We start from the raw sequence: 19,204 nt of genomic DNA, 5'->3' as shown, positions 1-19,204 counted from the left end.
CCAACAAAAAACCCCTCGTGCCGGATGGCACGGAGGGGCGGCGCGTCGGTCGGGAGGGACCGGCGCGCTAGCGGATCGCTACGAGCAGACGAGTGCGTGGCACGAGGACACTGTGCGCCCCGCAGGAGCGCGCCGTCAACCACACCGTCCCACTTCGTGGGAAACGACTACGCGGTTCCTGGGACACCGACCGCCGACGGCGCCTGCCGGGAGTCGACGTCGAGCAGGTCCGGGTCGAACGAGTCGATGACCGCCGGCAGCTCCGCCGGGCTGGTCGGGCGGCCCAGCAGGAAGCCCTGCAGGTACTGGCAGCCGAGGTCCCGCAGCGCCGCCAGCTGCCCCGGGGTCTCCACGCCCTCGGCTACGACGTCGATGGACAGCCGCTTCCCGAGCTCGATCACGCTGTGCACCAGGGCGGCGCTGCGTGCGTCGTCGGCGATGCCGGCGAGGAACTCGCGGTCCATCTTCAGCACGTCGACCGGCAGCCGCGCCAGGTAGGCGAAGGTCGAGTACCCCCGGCCGAAGTCGTCGAGGGAGATGACGCAGCCCATGTCGTGCAACGTCTGCAGGTCACCGTCGGCCCGGTCCGGCTGCCCGATGAACAGCGACTCGGTCACCTCCAGCATGAGCCGCTGCGCCGGCAGCCCGGCGCGGGCCAGGGCGGCGGCGACGTCGGGCACGAGGCTGCCCGACTGCAGGTGCCGGACGCTGATGTTGACCCCCATGCGCAGGTCGCGCCCCTGGCGCACCAGCCCGGCGAGCTCGGCGGTGGCCTGTTCCAGCACCCACCGCTGCAGCGGGACGATCAGGCCGTCGTCCTCGGCCAGCGGCACGAACTCCTCCGGCGACACCTCGCCGAGCACCGGGTGGTCCCAGCGGACCAGCGCCTCCAGGCCCAGGACCCGGCGCTCGGCGACACCGACGACCGGTTGGTAGACCAGCCGCAGCTCCCCCCGGGACAGCGCGTCGGGCAGATCGCGGGCCAGCCGGGTGCGCCGGACGGTCACGCTGTCGGCGGTCTCGCCGTGCCGGCGGACGCGCCCCTTGCCGGCCGCCTTCGCCGCGCGCAGCGCCAGGTCGGCGTTCCGGATCGCCACCGCGACCTCGTCGGCCGGGTTCAGCTCGGTCACCCCGATGCTGCAGGAGACGTCGAAGACCAGGTCCGGGTCGGCGCCCGGGGTGGGCACCGAGCGGTGGACGCCGGCCAACTCGACGATGATCCGCTCGGCCAGCGCCGTGGCCTCGTCCAGGTCGGCCCGCACGAGCACGGCGAACTCGTCGCCGCCCAGCCGGCCGACCAGGTCGCGGTCCCGGACCGACGTGCGCAGCCGGTCGGCGACCTCGGTCAGCAGCAGGTCGCCGGCCTCGTGCCCGGCGATGTCGTTGACCGCCTTGAAGCCGTCGAGGTCCAGCAGCAGCACGCAGGAGACCTCGCCCTCTGCGGCCCGGCTCCGGGCGCCGGCCAGGGCGGCCATCAGCCGGGCGCGGTTGGGCAGCCCGGTGAGGTAGTCGGTGTAGGCCATCCGCTCCAGCTCGCGCTCGCTGTGCCGGCGCGAGTCGACGTCGCGCAGGTGCAGCACCAGGCCGGCGGCGTCGAGGGCACCCGGCGCCGCGCTCGGCAGCGCGTCCAGCGTCCTCGAGGGCACCACCCGCACGGTCTCGTACGGCCGCCAGGTGCCGTCCTTGCCCCGCAGCCGGAAGACCCGCCCGCGGCCCTGCCCCGGGTCGCCGCCCGCGGCGAGCGCCGCCACCAGGTCCGCCCGGTCGTCGGCGTGGACGAACTCCACCAACTGCCGGCCCTCGAGGTCCCGCGCCGTCCAGCCGTGCGGGTGGTGACCCGCGGTGGAGTCCCAGGTGATCCGACCGCGGTGGTCCAGGACGATGGCGATGTCGGCGGCGCTGTGCACCAGCGTCCGGAAGTAGGCCTCGGTGCGCAGCACCTGCCTGGTCAGCCGGGCACCGTCCGCCGCCCACACCAGGGTGCGGGCGAAGGTGAGCAGCAGCAGCAGGGCCGCGGCAGCTGCCTCCACCGGCAGGATCGACCGGCCGGCGATCCGGCCGACCAGCAGGAGGAGGACCACGCCGAAGGCGGCGCAGTAGCCGATGACGACGCCCAGCAGGGGCACCTCGGGGAGCTCGTCCGGGTCGGTGGACCGCCCCGGGTCGGCGGCGATGGCGAGGGTGCCGAAGGCCAGCATGGCCAGCCAGGCCGTGCCGCTGACCACGTCGGTGACGATGGAGGGGCCGGCCACGGCGATGGCCCCGCTCACGGTCACCACGGCCACCGAGGCGAAGCAGGCCAGCAGCCACCCGGCGGCGGCCCGGCGGGCCTGGCCCACCCCGGCGAAGGTGACCAGCCCGACGGTGCACAGCACCACGCCGGCGGCGGGGTAGCCCCGCGTCATGAGGTCGTCGACGGAGTCGGCCGTGCGCCCCAGCGCCGTGCCGATCACCATCTCGGCCAGCGCGGACAGGGCGATCAGGGCGACGGCGGCGTCCAGCGCCACCCGCGCACCGATCCCGACGGCGGCCGACCGGATCAGCCGGGCGCAACCGAGCAGCGCGAAGGGGACCGCGGCGACCAGCGCGACGTCCTGCGGCCCGGCGGTCACCGCGTTCACCCCGGCCCCGCGGACGGCGGCGATCGCCTCGCCCAGGGTCAGCAGCGCCGCGAGCACGGCGAACGCCCGCCAGGGCGCCGCCGACTCCCGGTCCAGCCGCTTCGCGTGCCGCACCACGAGCACGCCGATGGCCAGCGACGCTGCGCTGAGCACCGCCGGCGCCGAGTGCGCCGAGGCCGCGGGCCAGAGCGTCTCCACAACGGCGAGGCCGCCGGCGACCGCACCGAGCAGGGACAGCACCGTGGCCCGCGGCCAGTGCGCCACCACCGGCACGCCGGGCAGCGCCGGGACGGCGGACGACGGAGCGGGCAGCGCGGTCACGGTGCACCCACCCGGCCGGCCACCCCGGGCCACAGCCGCCCGGTGTCGGACTCCAGCAGCTGCACCAGCCCGGCCAGCCCGATCGGGCGGGCGAGCAGGAAGCCCTGGGCGTACCCGCAGCCGAGGGTGCGCAACGCCGCCAGCTGACTGGTCGTCTCCACGCCCTCGGCGACGACGTCGATGCCCAGGGTCTCGGCCAGCGAGACCACGGCCTGGCAGACGGCCCGGCTGTACGGGTCCCGGTCGACCCGGGACAGCAGGCTGCGGTCCAGCTTGATGACGTCGATCGGCAGTCGGCCGAGGGCGGGGAGCGAGGAACGTCCGCTGCCGAAGTCGTCCAGGGCCAGGCGCACGCCCATCAGCCGCAGCGCCGCCACGTCGTCGGCGAGCGCACCGACCTCGAGGCTGGACTCGGCGATCTCCACGACCAGTCGCTCCGGCGGCAGGCCGCTGTCCCGCAGGGCAGCCGTCACGTCACCGACCAGCGTGCCGGCCGCGAGGTGGGCGGCCGAGACGTTGACCGCCAGCTTCAGCGCCACGTCGCCCTGGGGCAGCGTCAGCGCGGCGGCGGTCGCCTCGCGGAGCACCCAGCGCTGCAGGTCGACCACCAGGCCGGCCCGCTCGGCGACCGGCAGGAACTCCTCCGGCGGCACCTCCCCGTACAGCGGGTGCTGCCAGCGCAGCAGCGCCTCGACGCCGGTGACCCGCTGGTCGTCCAGGGCGACGATCGGCTGCCAGGCGAGCGCCAGCTCGCCACGCTCCCGGGCGCCCACCAGGTCCTCGCGCAGCTGCTCCCGGCGGTCGCGGGCCGCGGACAGCTCGGACCGGTACCGGCGCACCGAGCCGCTGCCGGCGGCCCGGGCGGCCACGACGGCGAGCTCGGCCCGGTCGACCGCCTGGCCCTCGGACAGCCCCGGGTCCAGCGGGACCAGCCCGACTGCACCGGACAGGTCCACGATCCCGGCATCGGTCACGATCGGCGCCTCGATCGCCGCCAGGCAGCGGGCGGCGAGCCGATCGAGCTCGTCCCCGGTCCCGTGCGCCAGCACGCTGAACAGCTCGGTGCCGATCCGGGCCACCTGGTCCTCGCCGCGCACGGTGGCGCGCAGCCGGCGGGCGACCTCGGTCAGCGTCGTCTCGGCGACCTCGCTGCCGGCGTTCTCCAGGGCCGCACGCAGCCCGTGCAGCTCGACCAGCAGCAGCGCGGCGTCGGTCGGTCCGTCGTCCTCGCCGGCCAGCAGCTCGGCCAGGGCCAGGCGCTGGGCCGCCCGGTTCGGCAGGCCGGTGAGCGGGTCGACGAAGGCCAGCGAGCGCAGCTCGAGCTCCCGGTCGAGCCGGGCGGTCACGTCGCGGCAGTGCAGCACGAGTCCTGCGACGTCGGCGTCCCCGCGCAGGTCGGTGACCCCGGCCTCGAAGACCCGCCAGGCGCCGGTGCGGTCGGCCAGGCGGAAGCTGCGCAGGCCGATGACGTCCCCACCGGGCCCCTCCCCGAGCCACGCGGCCACCTCGACCGCGTCGTCCGGGTGCACCACCTCCGGCAGGAACCGGCCCCGCAGGCCCGGGCCCCCGGCCGGCTCCACCGCAGGAGCCACCCAGCTGATCCGCAGGTCACCGTCGAGGATGAGCACCGCGTCGCTGCTGGAGCGGACCAGGGAGCGGAAGTAGGCCTCGCTGCGCCGGAGCCGCGCGGCGACCCGGTGCTCGTCCCGGGCGGCGGCGGCGCGGTGGACGGCGGTGAGGGACAGGCAGCTGAGCAGGGCGACCGCGGCGGCCGGGGACGGGTCGGCACCGAGCAGCGGCGCACCCAGGTAGGCCACGCCGGCGGCCACGGTCACCAGGTGCGGGAGCAGCTGGCCGACCACGTTGAGCCGGGCGCTGGCCCGGGTCGGCGGTGCCTCGTCGTGGGCGCCCGGGTCGCGCAGCGCCGCCAGGCACAGCAGCAGCAGGCTGACGAGCTCACCGGCGGGTGCGGCGCCGCCCAGGGCGGCGAGGTGCAGGTCCTCCCCGGCGATCGCCAGGCCGTGTGTGGTGGCCCAGGTCGCCGCGGCGAGCAGCAGCAGCGCGCCGGCGCCCCGCCGGGGTCCGGGGGACGCAGCGATGAGCAGGAGGACGGCGGACAGCACCGAGGCGGTCACCAGGCAGGCGACCTCCAGGACGACCCGGTCCGCACCCTCCAGGGGCTGGGTCCGCATCGCCGGTCCGACCACGAGCACCTGGGCCAGCACGAGGGAGGCGCAGAAGAAGAGGGCGGTCTCGGTGGCCAGCCGGGCACCGCCGCGGCGCAGCCGCCCCGGGGACAGCAGGGTGAGCACGGCGACCAGCGCGAGCAGCGCCGCCGGAAGCTGGACCAGCTGCCCGGTGGCGTCGAACAGGCCCTCGGGCGGTGGGTCGGTCAGCAGCCCGTCGAGCAGGCTGGTGCCCAGCCCGAGGAGCACGGCCAGGGAGAGCAGGCGCCAGCCGCGCAGGCCGCCGGACCTCCGGCCCCCCGCGCGCCACAGCAGCCCGGCGGCGACCAGCGCAGCGACGAGCAGCACGAGGTCGGCAGCCAGCGGGGCGGCACCGCCCGCGGCCCCGGTGAGCACCGGGACGGCGAGCAGCCACCCACGGGTCCGCCACCGGCGCGTCTGCTGCACCTCAGGACTGTCGACGCAGGAGTGCGCCGGCAACAGTGCGGACGGCCCGGCCTCACCCGTTCGGGCGGGGCCGGGCCGGTGCGGACGTCAGCCGCAGACCGCGCCCTGGGCCGCGGAGCCGACCAGCTTCGCGTACTTGGCGAGCACCCCGCGGGTGTAGCGCGGCGCCGGCGGCGCCCAGCCCTCCCGGCGGCGCGCCAGCTCGGCGTCGTCCACCAGCAGCTCCAGCGTGCGGGCGGCCAGGTCCAGCCGGATCCGGTCACCCTCGCGGACGAAGGCGATCGGGCCGCCGTCGGCCGCCTCCGGCGCGATGTGCCCGACGCACAGGCCGGTGGTGCCGCCGGAGAAGCGGCCGTCGGTGAGCAGCAGCACGTCCTTGCCCAGCCCGGCGCCCTTGATGGCACCGGTGACGGCGAGCATCTCGCGCATGCCGGGGCCACCGCGCGGGCCCTCGTAGCGGATCACCACGACGTCGTCCTTGGCCAGGGTGCCCTCGGTGACGGCGTCCATCGCACCCTGCTCGCCGTCGAAGACCCGGGCGGTGCCCTCGAAGACGTCGGCGTCGAATCCGGCGGACTTCACCACCGCGCCCTCCGGTGCCAGCGATCCGCGCAGCACGGTGAGGCCGCCGGTCTTGTGGATCGGGTCGGACATCGCGCGGATGATCGCGCCGTCGGGGTCCGGCGGGCTGAGCTCGGCCAGGTTCTCGGCCAGCGTCCGGCCGGTCACGGTCAGCACGTCGCCGTGCAGCAGGCCGGCGTCCAACAGCGCACGCATGACCACCGGGACGCCGCCGATCCGGTCGACGTCGGTCATCACGAACCGGCCGAAGGGCTTCACGTCGGCCAGGTGCGGCGTGCGGTCACCGATGCGGTTGAAGTCGTCGAGGGTGAGGTCGACGTCGGCCTCGTGGGCGATCGCCATCAGGTGCAGGACGGCGTTGGTCGAGCCACCCAGCGCCATGGCCACGGTGATGGCGTTCTCGAACGCCTCCTTGGTCATGATCTGCCGGGCGGTGATGCCCTTGCGGAGCAGGTTCACCACGGCCTCGCCGGAGGCGATCGCGATGGCGTCGCGGCGGGCGTCGGGCGCGGGCGGCGCCGCGCTGCCGGGCAGGGCCATGCCCAGCGCCTCGGCCACGCTGGCCATCGTGTTCGCGGTGTACATGCCGCCGCAGGAGCCCATGCCCGGGCAGGCGGCCTTCTCGATGGCGGTCAGCTCGTCGCGGGTGATCTTCCCGGCGGCGCAGGCGCCGACGCCCTCGAAGACGTCGATCAGGGTGAGGTCCTTGTCCCCGAGCTTCCCCGGCAGGGTGGAGCCGGAGTAGACGAACACGCTGGCCAGGTCGAGCCGGGCGGCGGCCATCAGCATGCCGGGCAGCGACTTGTCGCAGCCGGCCAGGAGCACCGACCCGTCGAGGCGCTCGGCGAACATCACGGTCTCGACCGAGTCGGCGATGACCTCGCGGGAGACCAGCGAGGCGCGCATCCCCTCGTGGCCCATCGAGATGCCGTCGGAGACGGAGATCGTGCCGAACTCCAGCGGGTAGCCGCCGGCGGCGAACACGCCCTCCTTGGCCCGCTTGGCCAGCCGGTCCAGCGACAGGTTGCAGGGGGTGATCTCGTTCCAGGACGAGGCGACGCCGATCTGCGGCTTGGCGAAGTCGTCGTCGCCCATGCCCACTGCACGGAGCATGGCCCGGGCCGGGGCCTTGGCGTCCCCGTCGGTGACCTCGCGGCTGCGCGGCTTGACGTCGACGGTGCGGTCGTTGGTGGTGGGGCGGTCCTCGACGGTCGTCACGACCGGCGATGGTAGGCCGGTGGCCGCGGACCCGGCGGCGGGCTGGGTGGTCGTCATGGCGTGCTCCTGATCAGGGACGGGGGCCGGGGGCACCGGCCGGGAGGGTGGGTTCGGACTCCGCTGCGGCGCTGCGGCGCGCCCAGTGGCCGGCCAGCAGCGAGCCCGAGACGTTGTGCCAGACCGAGAAGAGCGCCGCGGGCAGCGCCGCCGCGGCGGAGAAGTGTGCGGTGGCCAGCGCCGCGGCCAGGCCGGAGTTCTGCATGCCGACCTCGATGCTGACCGCCCGCCGGCCCTGCTCGTCGAAGCCGCAGGCGCGGGCCACCGCGTACCCCAGCCCCAGGCCCAGCAGGTTGTGCACGATGACCGCCACCACGACGAGCAGGCCCACCGACAGCAGGGTGTCCGCGCTCGCCGCGACCACGATCGCCACCACCGCGGCGATCCCGGCGACCGAGATCAGCGGGAGGAGGTCCAGCAGCCGCTCGATCAGCCGCGGGACGAGCCGGCGCAGCAGCAGCCCGAGCAGGACCGGCACCAGCACGATCTGCAGGATCGAGGTGAACAGCCCGGCGCCGTCGACCGGGAGGTACTGGCCGGCCAGCCACAGCACCAGCAGCGGCGTGAGCAGCGGCGCCAGCAGGGTGGAGACCGACGTCATCGCCACCGACAGGGCCGTGTCACCGCGGGCCAGGTAGACGATCACGTTCGACGCGGTGCCGCCCGGCGCCGAGCCGACGAGCACCATGCCGGCCGACAGCGCCGGCGACAGGTCGAGCACCTGGGCGATCCCGAACGCCAGCCCCGGCATGACGACGAACTGGGTGGTCACCCCGGCCAGCAGCGCCCAGGGCCGGCGGGCCACGATCGCGAAGTCGACCGGGCGCAGGGTCATGCCCATCCCGAGCATGATCACCGCGAGCAGCCACGGAACCGCCGCCGTCCCGCCGGCGAACGCCCCGGGGACCGCCAGCGCCAGCGCACCCGCGAGCACGACGATGACGGCGAACCAGCGCCCGACGAACGCACTGACGACCTTGACCCGGTCCACGCTGATCCCCCCTCGCGCGCAGCGGTGCGCCGGCCCAGGGTGCGGGCCGGTCGACGGGGGCACAAGGAGAGCGTCGATGCTGGTACTGGCACCACCACCCACGCCCGTCCCGAGGAGGCACCGCATGACCGGCTCACCGCGCACCGAGTTGGCGGCCTTCCTGCGGTCCCGGCGGCGGCAGGTGACGCCGGCCTCGGTCGGGCTGCCCGGGCACGGCGCCCGGCGCGCCCCCGGGCTGCGCCGGGAGGAGGTCGCCCTGCTGTCCGGGGTCAGCCACACCTGGTACACGTGGCTGGAGCAGGGCCGGGACATCTCGCCGTCCCGGCAGGTGGTGGACGCCGTCGCCCGGACGCTGCAGCTCTCGCCGGCCGAGCACCAGTACGTGCTGCGGCTGAGCGGGCACGCTGCGACGGCGCCGGCCGAGCCCGGTCCGGCGGAGCTGCCGGCGCACGCCGTGCGGCTGCTGGACGCGCTGGGCCCCTCCCCCGCCTTCGTCCTCACCCACAGCTGGTCGATCCTCGGGTGGAACACCGCCTACGAGCGGCTGTACCCCGGGGTGGCCACGGCGCCGGAGGACGAGCGGAACCTGCTGTGGGTCGTGTTCACCGACCCCGCCGTGCGGAGCCTGCTCGGCGACTGGGCCACCGACAGCCGGCGCTTCCTCACCCAGTTCCGGGCCGAGGTCGGCAGCCGGGTGCACGACCCGGCCGTCGTCGACCTGGTCACCCGGCTGCAGGAGGCGAGCGAGCACTTCCGGGCCGGCTGGGCGAGCCACGACGTCGAGTCGTTCAGCTCCAGCGAGCGCCGCTTCGAGCACCCCCGGGTGGGCAGCCTGCTGCTGGAGCACCACCAGCTCACCCTGGCCGACTCCCCCGACCTGCACCTGGTCGTCTACACGGCGGCCGCGGGCACCGACAGCGCCGCGCGGCTGGCCCGACTGAGCCGCGGCTGAGGCGTCCCCGGCCGGCCGGGGTGCCCGATCTGGGAGCATCGGGGGGTGGCTGTCGCCCGGATGCGGATGAGCAGGATCTCCCTCGTCCCCGTCCTCTTCCTGACCATCTGCGTGCTGCCCGTGACCGTCGCCAGCCCGTGGGCGTTCCTGCTGCTGCTGGTGCCGCTGGCGTTGGCCGTCTGGGTCCTCCGGGTCGGCGTCGACGTCGGGGACGGCGGGATCACCGTGCGGTCGCCGGTCGCCCGCCGCACCATCGCCTGGGACGACCTGGCCGGCGTCCGGGTCGGCGAGCGCGCCGACCTGTGGCTGGTCACGACCGCCGGCACCCAGGTGCAGCTGCCGGTGCTGCGCGCCCGCGACCTGCCCCGCCTCGCCGCCCTCTCCGGCGGCCGCATCCCCGCCCTGTAGTCGGCCCCCGCGCAGGGGCCCGGCCCGAGCTCGCGAGGGTCGGGGGGGGTCCTTTCAGTAGTCCGCGACGACGTTGCGCAGCGGCTCGCCGGCCAGCACCCGGGTGAGCTGCTCGGTGACGGCGGCGGTGGCGCGGGCGTTGGTGTCCGGCACCGCCCCGGCCACGTGCGGGGTGAGCAGCAGGTTGGGCGCCGACCACAGCGGGTGCCCGGCGGGCAGCGGCTCGGGGTCGGTCACGTCCAGCGCGGCGCGCAGCCGCCCCGAGGTCAGCTCGGCCAGCAGTGCGTCGGTGTCCACGACCACCCCGCGGGCGGCGTTCACCAGCAGGGCGTCGTCCTTCATCGCGGCGAGGAAGGCGGCGTCGACGAGGCCGGTGGTCTGCGGGGTCACCGGCACGATGAGCACCACGACATCGGCCTCGGGCAGCAGCTGGGGCAGCTCCTCGATGCCGCGCACGCCGTCGCGGGCGCTGCGCGCGACGTAGGTGAGGTCGACGTCGAAGCCGGCCATCATCCGGCCGATCGTGCGGCCGATGTCGCCGGCGCCCACCATCAGCACCTTCGCGCCGATCAGCGAGTGCTCGGTCCGGAAGTCCCAGCGGCCGGCGTCCTGCGCGCGGGTGAAGTGCGGGATGCCCCGCTGCGCGGCCAGCGTCGCGGCGACCGTCCACTCCGCGGTCGAGGGGGTGTGTGCGCCACGGGCGTTGCAGAGCGTGACCCGCTCGGGCAGCCGGCCGACGAACTTCTCCGCCCCGGCGCTCATCAGCTGGACGAGCCGCAGCTGCGGCAGGGCGTCCAGCACCTCGCTGGGGATCTCCCCGCCACCGCGCGGCACGAGCACCTGCGCCTTCGTCGCCTCCCCGGTGGGCAGCCCCTCGTCGGGGAGCCGGTGGGCACGGATGCGGGGTGAGACGGCCGCGACCGCCTCGGCGAGGGCCCGGGAGGGGACGAGCACGTGCAGCGCCTCCTCCGGGCCCAGGGGCAGCGTGGGAGCGGTGTCGGGACCGGTGACGTCGGGCACGGGTCCCGACCCTAGGGGCGTCGGTCTGCGGCGGCGCGGCGGCCAGCCGCCGTACTGTTGCCGGGGTGGGACGGCGGACGACGGCACCCGGTGCCCGGCGACGGACGGCACTGCTCCTGGGCGGGCTGCTGCTGGCCGGCTGCGGCGGCGGCTACGAGCCGGCCGGCCCGTTCCGCGAGGTGCCGCAGGGTCAGCCACCGCAGGTCGCCCCGCCGCCGACGAGCCCCGCGATCCCGGCTCCCGGCCAGCCGTCCACCCCCGGCGCCGACGACGACCAGGCCGGTGACCCGAACGTGGTCGCCACCGACCTGGCCGTGCCCACCGGCCTGGTGCTGCTGCCCGACGGGACGGCGGTGGTCGGTGAGCGGGACACCGGCCGTCTGCTGCAGGTCTTCCCCGACGGTGCCGAGCCCCGGGAGCTGATGACCGTGCCCGACGTCGACACCGGCGGGGACGGCGGGCTGCTCGGGCTGGCCCTGTCGCCGACGTTCCTCGAGGACGGGCTGTTCTACGCCTACCTCTCCACCGCGACCGACAACCGGGTGGTGCGCTTCCCGATCGGCGGCACCCCCAACCCGGTGCTGACCGGCATCCCCCGCGGCGAGGTGCACAACGGCGGCGGGCTGCTGTTCGGACCGGACGGCGTGCTGTACGTGGGCACCGGCGACGTCGGGGACCCGGCGCTGGCAGCCGACCCGGCATCGCCGGCCGGCAAGGTGCTGGCCATCGACGTGTTCGGTCAGCCGGCCGGCGCCGGCCCGCTCGTCACCCGCGGGCACCGGGACGTCACCGCGCTGTGCCAGGGCGGGGACGAGCAGCTCTACGCCACCGACGACGCGCTGCAGGGGACCGACGAGTTCAACGCCCTCGTCGGCGGCGGCGACTTCGGCCCCGGCGGCATCCCACCGGTGCTCGAGGTGCCCGCGGAGGAGGGCGGGCTGGGCGGCTGCGCGGTCACCGGCCCCTACGTCTTCCTGGGGGCGCTCGACGGGCAGCAGGTGCACGTCGCCGAGCTCGACGGCGGGCGGGTCCTGGTCGAGGAGCCGACCGCGTTCCTGGACGAGGACTACGGGCGGCTGCGCGCGGTGGCCGTGGACGCCGAGGGCGCGCTGTGGATCACCACCTCCAACCGCGACGGGGTGGGCACGCCGACCGAGGACGACGACAAGGTGCTGCGGGTGCTCCCGCCGACGTCCTCGGCGGGCTCTCCGCTCTGACGCGAGGCCGCCCGGGCTACCGGGTGAAGCGGTGGACGACGTGGTCGGGCGGGTCGACGGGGTCGTCCGGCACCAGCTCACCCTCGGCGTACCAGGTCGCGCCCGTGCGGCGCAGGGCCCGCCACGAGGCCACGTTGCCGCGGGCCACCGGCACCAGGACGTCCTGCGCCTCGGGGTGGTCGGCGAAGCCCCGGGCCACCGCAGCGGCGATCATCGCCGCGCCCAGCCCCCGGCCGCGGGCCCCCGGCTCGCCGACCAGGTAGTCGATGCTCAGCGCCCCCGCCGGCACCTCGCAGATCGCCGACAGCTCGGCGAGCGACTCCGGTTCGTCGGCGAACGCGTACACCTGCACCAGCCCGAACGGCTCGCCCTCGTGCACGCCGAGGAAGACCGCTGTGGCCCTCCTGCAGCGGCCCGCCGCGAGCTTGCGAGCGGTGCGGCGCAGGAGGGTCCCCCTGCCACCAGCGGGCGGCTGAGCAGCGGGAGGTCCGCCCGCCGCAGCGGGCACAGCTCGACGGCGGGCACCCCCACCGCCCCAGGCTAGGAGCCCAGCACCCGCTCCTCCAGCATCCGCTTCACGGTGGGGGCATCGGCCTTGCCGCGGGTGGTCTTCATGACCGCCCCGACGAGCGCACCCAGCGCCTGCACCTTGCCGGCCTTGACCTTGGCGATGACGTCGGGGGCGCCGGCGATCGCGGCTTCGACGGCGGCGACCAGCTCGTCGGACTCCCCCATCACGGCCAGCCCCTGCGCCTCGACGACCTGCGCCGGGTCGCCCTGGCCGGCCAGCACGCCGTCGAGCACCTGGCGGGCCAGCCCGTCGTTGATGGTGCCCTCGTTGAGCAGCCGGACCAGCTCGGCGACCTGCGCCGGGGTGACCGCCAGCTCGCCGAGCTCGGTGCCGGCCTCGTTGGCCCGGCGGGCCAGGTCACCCAGCCACCACTTCCGGGCGTCACCGGGGGTGGCGCCGGCGGCGACGGTCTGCTCGACCAGGCCCAGGGCGCCGGCATTGGCCAGCCAGGTCATCTCCGTGCCGGAGATGCCCCACTCCTGCTGGAGCCGGGTGCGCCGAGCGGCCGGCAGCTCGGGGAGCTCGGCGCGCAGCTTCTCGATCCAGTCCGCGTCGGGCGCCAGCGGCACCAGGTCGGGCTCGGGGAAGTACCGGTAGTCGGTCGCCTCCTCCTTGCTGCGCCCGGAGGAGGTGGTGCCGGTGTCCTCGTGGAAGTGCCGGGTCTCCTGCACGATCCGGCCGCCGGAGTCGAGGACGGCGGCCTGCCGGCGCATCTCGAAGCGGACGGCGCGCTCGACCGACCGCAGCGAGTTCACGTTCTTGGTCTCGGTGCGGGTGCCCCACTCCAGGTCGCCGACCGGGTTGAGCGAGATGTTCACGTCGCAGCGCAGGCTGCCCTGCTCCATCCGGACGTCGGAGACGCCGAGGGCCTGGACGATCTCGCGCAGCTCGGTGACGTAGGCGCGGGCGACCTCGGGGGCCAGCCGGCCGGCGCCGGGCACCGGGCGGGTGACGATCTCCACCAGCGGGATGCCGGCCCGGTTGAAGTCGATCAGCGAGTGGTCGGCGCCGTGGATGCGCCCGGTGGCCCCACCGACGTGCAGGTTCTTGCCGGTGTCCTCCTCCAGGTGCACCCGCTCGATCTCCACGCGGTGCGTCGTCCCGTCGACCTCGACGTCCAGGTGGCCGGCGACGCACAGCGGCTCGTCGTACTGGCTGGTCTGGAACCCCTTGGGGATGTCGGGGTAGAAGTAGTTCTTCCGGGCGAACCGCGACCAGTTCGCGATCCGACAGCCCAGCGCCAGGCCGATCTTGATGGTCGCCTCGATGGCAGCGGCGTTGGCCACCGGCAGCGAGCCGGGCATGCCCAGGCACACCGGGCAGGTGTGGGTGTTCGGCTCGGCACCGAAGGTGGTGGCGCAGCCGCAGAACATCTTGGAGGCGGTGCCCAGCTCGACGTGGGTCTCCAGCCCGATGACCGGCTCGTAGCGGGTCAGGACCTCGTCGAACTCGACCAGCCGGTCGGCGGTGCTGGTCATGGCTTCTCCTCCGGGTGGTCGATCGGGCCGGACGTCGTGCTGCGGCCGGTGGTGGCGCTGCGGGTGGTGAACCAGGCCCCGATGGCGGTCAGCACGCCGAGGACGATGAAGACGGCGAAGATCGCCTGGCCGGTCACGGCCCACAGCACCACGCCGGCGACGATCACGAAGACCGTCAGCCCCCAGGCTGCCTTCATGGGCCCGTTCACGCGGCACCCGCCGGGGCACCCAGCTCGTCGAGCAGCCGGTGCCCACGGGCGGCGTCCTGCGCGGCCTCCAGGGCGGCGGCGATGCGGTAGCACCGCTCGTCGGCCAGCGCCGGCGCCATGACCTGCAGCCCCACGGGCAGCCCGTCGGACAGCCCGCTGGGCACCGAGATCGCCGGGAGCCCGGCCAGGCTGGCCGGCAGCGTGCACAGGTCGGCGGCGTACATCGCGATCGGGTCGTCGACCCGGGCGCCGATCGGGAAGGCGACCGTCGGCATGGTCGGGCTGACCAGCACGTCGACCTCGGCGAAGGCTGCGCCGAAGTCCCGGGTGATCAGCGTGCGCACCTTCTGCGCCTGGCCGTAGTAGGCGTCGTAGTACCCGCTGGAGAGCGCGTACGTGCCCAGGATGATCCGCCGCTTGACCTCCGGGCCGAAGCCCTGCTCCCGGGTCAGCGCCATGACCTCGTCGAGGTCGCGGCTGCCGTCGTCACCGGCCCGCAGGCCGAACCGGACGCCCTCGTAGCGGGCCAGGTTGCTGGAGGCCTCGCTCGGTGCGATCAGGTAGTAGGCCGGCAGCGCCAGGTCGAAGGAGGGGCAGGAGACCTCGGTGACCTCGGCGCCCAGCCCGGCCAGGACCTCGATCGCCTCGCGGGTGCGGGCCAGCACGCCGGGCTCGTAGCCGTCGGTGTGGCCCTCGCCGCCGAGCTCGCGCACGACACCGACCCGCACACCGCGCAGGTCGCCGGCCGCACCTTCCCGGGCGGCGTCGGCCAGCCGGGCCAGCGGGGTGTCGATGCTGGTGGAGTCGCGCGGGTCGTGGCCGCCGATGACCTCGTGCATCACCGCCGCGTCCAGCACCGTGCGGGCCATCGGCCCGGCCTGGTCCAGGCTGGAGGAGAAGGCGATCAGGCCGTAGCGGGAGACCGAGCCGTAGGTCGGCTTGTGCCCGACGATCCCGGTCACGGCGGCCGGCTGCCGGATGGAGCCGCCGGTGTCGGTGCCGATCGACCAGGGCGCGAGGTGCCCGGCGACCGCGGCGCTGGAGCCACCGGAGGAGCCGCCGGGGATGCGGTCGGTGTCCCAGGGGTTGCGGGTCACCTGGTAGGCGGAGTTCTCGGTGGAGGAGCCCATCGCGAACTCGTCCATGTTGGTCTTGCCCAGCAGCACGGTGCCGGCCTCGGCGAGCCGGGTGGCGACCGTGGCGCTGTAGGGCGGGAGCCAGCCCTCGAGGATCTTCGAGCCGCTCGTGGTCGGCACGCCCTCGGTGACCACCAGGTCCTTGAGGGCCACCGGGACCCCGGCCAGCGGGCCGAGCTCGGCGCCGGTGGCCCGGGCCTGGTCGACCGCGGCGGCCGCGGCGAGCGCGGCGTCGTCCTCGACGTGCAGGTAGGCGCCGAGCCGGCCGTCGTCGGCGGCGATCCGGTCCAGGTGCGCGCGGGTCACCTCGACGGCGCTCACCTCCCCGGAGCTCAGCAGCCGGGAGAGCCCGGCGACGTCGACGCGGGTCAGGTCACTGCTGGTGCCGGTCACTCGGCGTCCCCCAGGATGCGCGGCACGCGGATGCGGCCGTCCTCGGCGGCGGGCGCACCGGCCAGCACGACGTCGCGGGACAGGCTCGGGGTCACCTCATCGGGGCGGAGGACGTTGGTCAGCGGGACGGCGTGGGTCATCGGCGGCACGTCGGCCACCGCGGCCTCGCCCACCCGGGCGACGGCGGCGAGCACCTGGTCGAGCTGCCCGGCGAACCGGTCCAGCTCCTCATCGGTGACGGCCAGGCGCGACAGACGCGCCAGGTGTGCGACGTCCTCACGGGAGATGCTGCTCATGCTGCGCTGGGACCCCACTTCGGCGGCCGGACGGGCCCGGCCTCGACTCGCTCCACGACCCAGCCACTGTACGTGGGACGCCGTGGCCGCCCGACCGCGAGCCGGGGTTGGTCCAGGGGCCCTCCATGGGGGAGGCTGCCCCTGTCCGCGATCGACGGCGATCGACCAGCTCCAGCACGCCGTCCGGGGGAACTCGTGTCCTATCTCTTGCGACTGGTCGTCCCCGACCGGCCCGGCACGCTCGGCGCCGTTGCGACGGCGCTCGGCCGGGCCGGCATCGACATCATCTCCGTCGACGTCCTCGAACGTGGGAACGGCGTCGCCGTCGACGACATCGTGGTGGAGCTCCCCGCCGACCGGGTCGCCGACAGCCTGATCACCGCGGCGACCGCCGTGCCCGGCGTGCAGGTCGAGTCCCTGCGCCCGTTCGCCGGTCCGATGGACACCCATCGGGAGCTGGAGCTGCTGGAGGCGCTGGCCCCGGCCGGGGACGGGACCGCCAAGGTGCTCGCCACCGAGCTCCCCCGGGTGTTCCGCAGCGGCTGGGCGGTGGTGCTCGCCGGTCCTGCCGACCAGCTCACCGTGCTGGCCGCATCCGACGCCGCACCGTCGCTGGACGGCATCCGCCCCCCGTGGCTGCCGCTGACCACGCCCCTGCTGCTGCCCAGCGAGGGCGACTGGGTGCCGCGCCGCTGGCAGGAGATGGCGGTGGAGATGATGGCCGCACCGCTGGACCCCGGCACCGCGGTGCTGCTCGGCCGGTCCGGCGGGCCGGTGTTCCGCCGCTCGGAGCTGCTGCGGCTGGCCCACCTGACCGGGCTCGCCGCGACGGTCGCCCGGCTCCCACCGGCCGACTGACGGAGTGCCCCGCTGCCCCGCTGCAGCGGGGCCGTCAGGCTCCGGCGGGATCGGCGGGATCGGCGGGATCGGCGGGCGCCGTGCCGTCGCCGATGGTGGCCACCTCGCGGGCGGCGTCCGGCCCCTGCTCGAGCAGGACCGTGAAGCCGTCGTCGTCCAGGACCGGCGCCTTCACCGCGATCGCCTTGTCGTACTTGCTGCCGGGGTCGGCGCCGACGACGACGAAGCCGGTCTTCTTCGACACCGAGCCGGTGACCTTGCCCCCGCGCTCCTGGATGGCGGCGATCGCCTGGTCCCGGCTGTGGTCACGCAGCGAGCCGGTGACGACGACGGTGATCCCGGTGAGCGGGCCGGGCCCGGAGTCGGACTCGGGGTCGGCCATCCGGACACCGGCGGCCCGCCACTTCTCCACCACGTCGCGGTGCCAGTCGACGGTGAACCAGTCGCGCACCGCAGTGGCGATGGTCGGCCCGACGCCCTCGGCGGCAGCGAGCTCCTCCTCCGTCGCGGCCATCAGCCGGTCGATCGAGCGGAACTCCCGGGCGAGCGCCTGCGCTGCCGTGGGGCCGACGTGCCGGATCGACAGCGCCACGAGCACCCGCCACAGCGGGACGTCCTTGCGGGTCTGCAGGTTGGTCAGCAGCCGCTTCCCGTTGGCGGAGAGGGCGCCGTCCTTCCTGGTGAAGAAGTCGGTGCGGCACAGCGCCTCCTCGTCGAGGGTGAAGACGTCGCCCTCGTCGGTGAGCAGCCGGCTCTCCAGCAGTGCGGTCGCCGCCTCGTAGCCGAGCACCTCGATGTCGAAGGCGCCGCGGCCGGCGACGTGGAAGACCCGCTCCCGGAGCTGCGCCGGGCAGGACCGGGCGTTCGGGCAGCGGATGTCGGCGTCGCCCTCCTTCTCCGGCCGCAGCTCGGTGCCGCACTCGGGGCAGTGGGTGGGCATGACGAACTCGCGCTCGGAGCCGTCACGGGCCGCGACGACCGGGCCGAGCACCTCTGGGATCACGTCGCCGGCCTTGCGGATCACGACGGTGTCGCCGATCAGCACGCCCTTGCGCGCTACCTCGCTGGCGTTGTGCAGCGTGGCCAGCTGCACGGTGGACCCGGCGACCTTCACCGGCTCCATGTAGGCGAACGGGGTGACCCGCCCGGTGCGGCCGACGTTGACCCGGATGTCGTGGAGCTTCGTCGTCGCCTCCTCCGGGGGGTACTTGAAGGCGATGGCCCAGCGGGGCGCCCGACTGGTCGACCCCAGCCGGCGCTGCAGGGAGACCTGGTCGACCTTGACGACGACGCCGTCGATCTCGTGCTCGACGGCGTGCCGCTGCTCCCGGTAGCGCTCGATGTAGGCCCAGACGCCGGTGAGGTCCTCGACCACCTCGTACCGGGCGCTGACCGGCAGCCCCCAGGCGCGCAGCTGCTCGTAGGCGTCGGACTGGCGGGCGGGCTCGAAGCCGCGGCGGGCGCCGATGCCGTGCACCACCATGCTGAGCGGGCGCTTCGCCGTCTCGCGGGCGTCCTTCTGCCGCAGCGAGCCGGCCGCGGCGTTGCGCGGGTTGGCGAACGGCGGCTTGCCCGCCTCCACCAGACCGGCGTTGACCTCGGCGAACGCGGCGACCGGGAAGTAGACCTCGCCGCGGACCTCGAGGAACTCCGGCACGTCGTCCCCGGTCAACTGCTGCGGGACGACGGCCAGCGTGCGCACGTTGGCGGTGACGTCCTCCCCCGTCGTGCCATCGCCGCGGGTGGCCGCCCGGACCAGCCGGCCGCGCTCGTAGACCAGGTCGATGGCCAGCCCGTCGACCTTCAGCTCGCACAGGTAGCCGGCGCCGGCGGCACCGTCGCGCTCCGCGCGGGCGGCCCAGGCAGAGAGCTCGTCGGAGGAGAAGGCGTTGTCCAGGCTCTGCATGCGCTCCGGGTGGGTGACCGGGGCGAAGGTGGCGCCGAAGCCGCCGTTGACCTTCTGGCTGGGCGAATCCGGCGTGACCAGAGCCGGATGGGCCGCCTCCAGCGCCTTCAGCTCGCCCATCAGCTCGTCGTACTGGCCGTCACTGACCAGCGGGGCGTCCTGCACGTAGTAGGCGAAGGCGTACCGGTCGAGCTCCTCGGACAGGTCGCGGTGCCGGGTGCGCGCCTCGTCGGGGACCTCGGTGACGTCCTGCCGGTCGACGGGTGCCTCGACCGCGGGCTGGTCAGCCGCGTCCACCGTGTCCTGCTCCACCCCTGCCTCGCTGGTCACGAAGAAG

15 protein-coding genes are annotated in these 19,204 nt (G+C 75.0%); 4 read left to right on the top strand and 11 right to left on the bottom strand.

The genetic code is table 11. The features are described 5' to 3' along the window. Window positions 1–167: 167 nt before the first annotated feature. The 4 genes from O2W18_RS16570 to O2W18_RS16555 form a co-directional block, all read right to left on the bottom strand. Window positions 168–2,942 carry an EAL domain-containing protein gene (locus O2W18_RS16570; RefSeq protein WP_269188549.1) on the bottom strand — a complete coding sequence of 925 codons (2,775 nt, stop codon included), beginning with the start codon at window positions 2,940–2,942 and terminating at the stop codon, window positions 168–170. After that, the gene (locus O2W18_RS16565; protein WP_269188548.1) at window positions 2,939–5,575 is read right to left on the bottom strand and encodes a putative bifunctional diguanylate cyclase/phosphodiesterase; all 2,637 of its coding nucleotides are present in this window, start codon (window positions 5,573–5,575) and stop codon (window positions 2,939–2,941) included. The genes O2W18_RS16570 and O2W18_RS16565 overlap by 4 nt, the downstream gene beginning before the upstream one ends. Window positions 5,576–5,662: 87 nt before the next feature. Then, window positions 5,663–7,432, bottom strand: coding sequence for a dihydroxy-acid dehydratase (gene ilvD, locus O2W18_RS16560; protein WP_269188547.1), 1,770 nt, complete (start codon window positions 7,430–7,432; stop codon window positions 5,663–5,665). Between the two features lie 13 nt (window positions 7,433–7,445). Continuing rightward, window positions 7,446–8,423 (bottom strand): bile acid:sodium symporter family protein, encoded by a 978-nt coding sequence (locus tag O2W18_RS16555; protein WP_269188546.1) that lies wholly within the window; start codon window positions 8,421–8,423, stop codon window positions 7,446–7,448. A gap of 124 nt (window positions 8,424–8,547) precedes the next feature. Between O2W18_RS16555 and O2W18_RS16550 the strand changes: the two genes are divergently transcribed. After that, complete coding sequence (locus O2W18_RS16550; protein ID WP_269188545.1) at window positions 8,548–9,375, top strand: helix-turn-helix transcriptional regulator; 828 nt, start codon at window positions 8,548–8,550, stop codon at window positions 9,373–9,375. A 45-nt stretch (window positions 9,376–9,420) separates the two neighbouring features. After that, entirely contained in the window at window positions 9,421–9,783 is a 363-nt protein-coding gene (locus O2W18_RS16545) for a PH domain-containing protein (protein ID WP_269188544.1), read from the top strand. A gap of 54 nt (window positions 9,784–9,837) precedes the next feature. Here the strand turns inward: O2W18_RS16545 and O2W18_RS16540 are convergent, their stop codons facing one another. Then, window positions 9,838–10,803: a 2-hydroxyacid dehydrogenase gene (locus O2W18_RS16540; RefSeq protein ID WP_269188543.1), complete on the bottom strand. Its 966-nt coding sequence runs from the start codon at window positions 10,801–10,803 to the stop codon at window positions 9,838–9,840. Window positions 10,804–10,868: 65 nt separating this feature from the next. Between O2W18_RS16540 and O2W18_RS16535 the strand changes: the two genes are divergently transcribed. Beyond that, window positions 10,869–12,020 carry a PQQ-dependent sugar dehydrogenase gene (locus O2W18_RS16535; RefSeq protein WP_269188542.1) on the top strand — a complete coding sequence of 384 codons (1,152 nt, stop codon included), beginning with the start codon at window positions 10,869–10,871 and terminating at the stop codon, window positions 12,018–12,020. A 16-nt stretch (window positions 12,021–12,036) separates the two neighbouring features. Here the strand turns inward: O2W18_RS16535 and O2W18_RS16530 are convergent, their stop codons facing one another. The 5 genes from O2W18_RS16530 to gatC are packed head-to-tail and all read right to left on the bottom strand — an operon-like array spanning window position 12,037 to window position 16,103. Further along, the gene (locus O2W18_RS16530) at window positions 12,037–12,528 is read right to left on the bottom strand and encodes a GNAT family N-acetyltransferase (RefSeq protein WP_269188541.1); all 492 of its coding nucleotides are present in this window, start codon (window positions 12,526–12,528) and stop codon (window positions 12,037–12,039) included. Between the two features lie 32 nt (window positions 12,529–12,560). Continuing rightward, on the bottom strand, window positions 12,561–14,069 hold the full coding sequence (gatB, locus tag O2W18_RS16525; protein WP_269188540.1) for an Asp-tRNA(Asn)/Glu-tRNA(Gln) amidotransferase subunit GatB: 1,509 nt from the start codon (window positions 14,067–14,069) through the stop codon (window positions 12,561–12,563). Further along, window positions 14,066–14,278 (bottom strand): hypothetical protein, encoded by a 213-nt coding sequence (locus O2W18_RS16520; RefSeq protein ID WP_269188539.1) that lies wholly within the window; start codon window positions 14,276–14,278, stop codon window positions 14,066–14,068. The genes gatB and O2W18_RS16520 overlap by 4 nt, the downstream gene beginning before the upstream one ends. Then, window positions 14,275–15,807, bottom strand: coding sequence for an Asp-tRNA(Asn)/Glu-tRNA(Gln) amidotransferase subunit GatA (gene gatA, locus O2W18_RS16515; protein ID WP_269188538.1), 1,533 nt, complete (start codon window positions 15,805–15,807; stop codon window positions 14,275–14,277). The genes O2W18_RS16520 and gatA overlap by 4 nt, the downstream gene beginning before the upstream one ends. Next, window positions 15,804–16,103, bottom strand: a complete 300-nt coding sequence (gatC, locus tag O2W18_RS16510; protein ID WP_269158853.1) for an Asp-tRNA(Asn)/Glu-tRNA(Gln) amidotransferase subunit GatC — start codon at window positions 16,101–16,103, stop codon at window positions 15,804–15,806. Before gatC ends, gatA begins: the two co-directional genes overlap by 4 nt. 195 nt (window positions 16,104–16,298) lie before the next feature. On the opposite strand from gatC, the gene O2W18_RS16505 reads away from it, so the two are divergent. Continuing rightward, the gene (locus tag O2W18_RS16505; protein ID WP_269188537.1) at window positions 16,299–16,961 is read left to right on the top strand and encodes an ACT domain-containing protein; all 663 of its coding nucleotides are present in this window, start codon (window positions 16,299–16,301) and stop codon (window positions 16,959–16,961) included. 34 nt (window positions 16,962–16,995) lie between these two features. On the opposite strand, the gene ligA is transcribed toward O2W18_RS16505, so the two are convergent. Further along, window positions 16,996–19,197: an NAD-dependent DNA ligase LigA gene (ligA, locus tag O2W18_RS16500; RefSeq protein ID WP_269188536.1), complete on the bottom strand. Its 2,202-nt coding sequence runs from the start codon at window positions 19,195–19,197 to the stop codon at window positions 16,996–16,998. Between the last annotated feature and the right edge of the window lie 7 nt (window positions 19,198–19,204).

It is taken from the genome of Modestobacter sp. VKM Ac-2983 (genome assembly GCF_026967885.1).
Taxonomy (GTDB): domain Bacteria; phylum Actinomycetota; class Actinomycetes; order Mycobacteriales; family Geodermatophilaceae; genus Modestobacter.
Note: the sequence above shows the minus strand (reverse complement) of the source record. Positions and strands in the feature narration are given on the sequence as shown.

Bases quoted from the DNA above. Each gene is read 5' to 3' on its own strand.
- ilvD (WP_269188547.1), bottom strand. From the start codon at position 7,432: ATGACGACCACCCAGCCCGCCGCCGGGTCCGCGGCCACCGGCCTACCA.
- O2W18_RS16550 (WP_269188545.1), top strand. From the start codon at position 8,548: ATGACCGGCTCACCGCGCACCGAGTTGGCGGCCTTCCTGCGGTCCCGG.
- gatC (WP_269158853.1), bottom strand. From the start codon at position 16,103: ATGAGCAGCATCTCCCGTGAGGACGTCGCACACCTGGCGCGTCTGTCG.
- gatB (WP_269188540.1), bottom strand. From the start codon at position 14,069: ATGACCAGCACCGCCGACCGGCTGGTCGAGTTCGACGAGGTCCTGACC.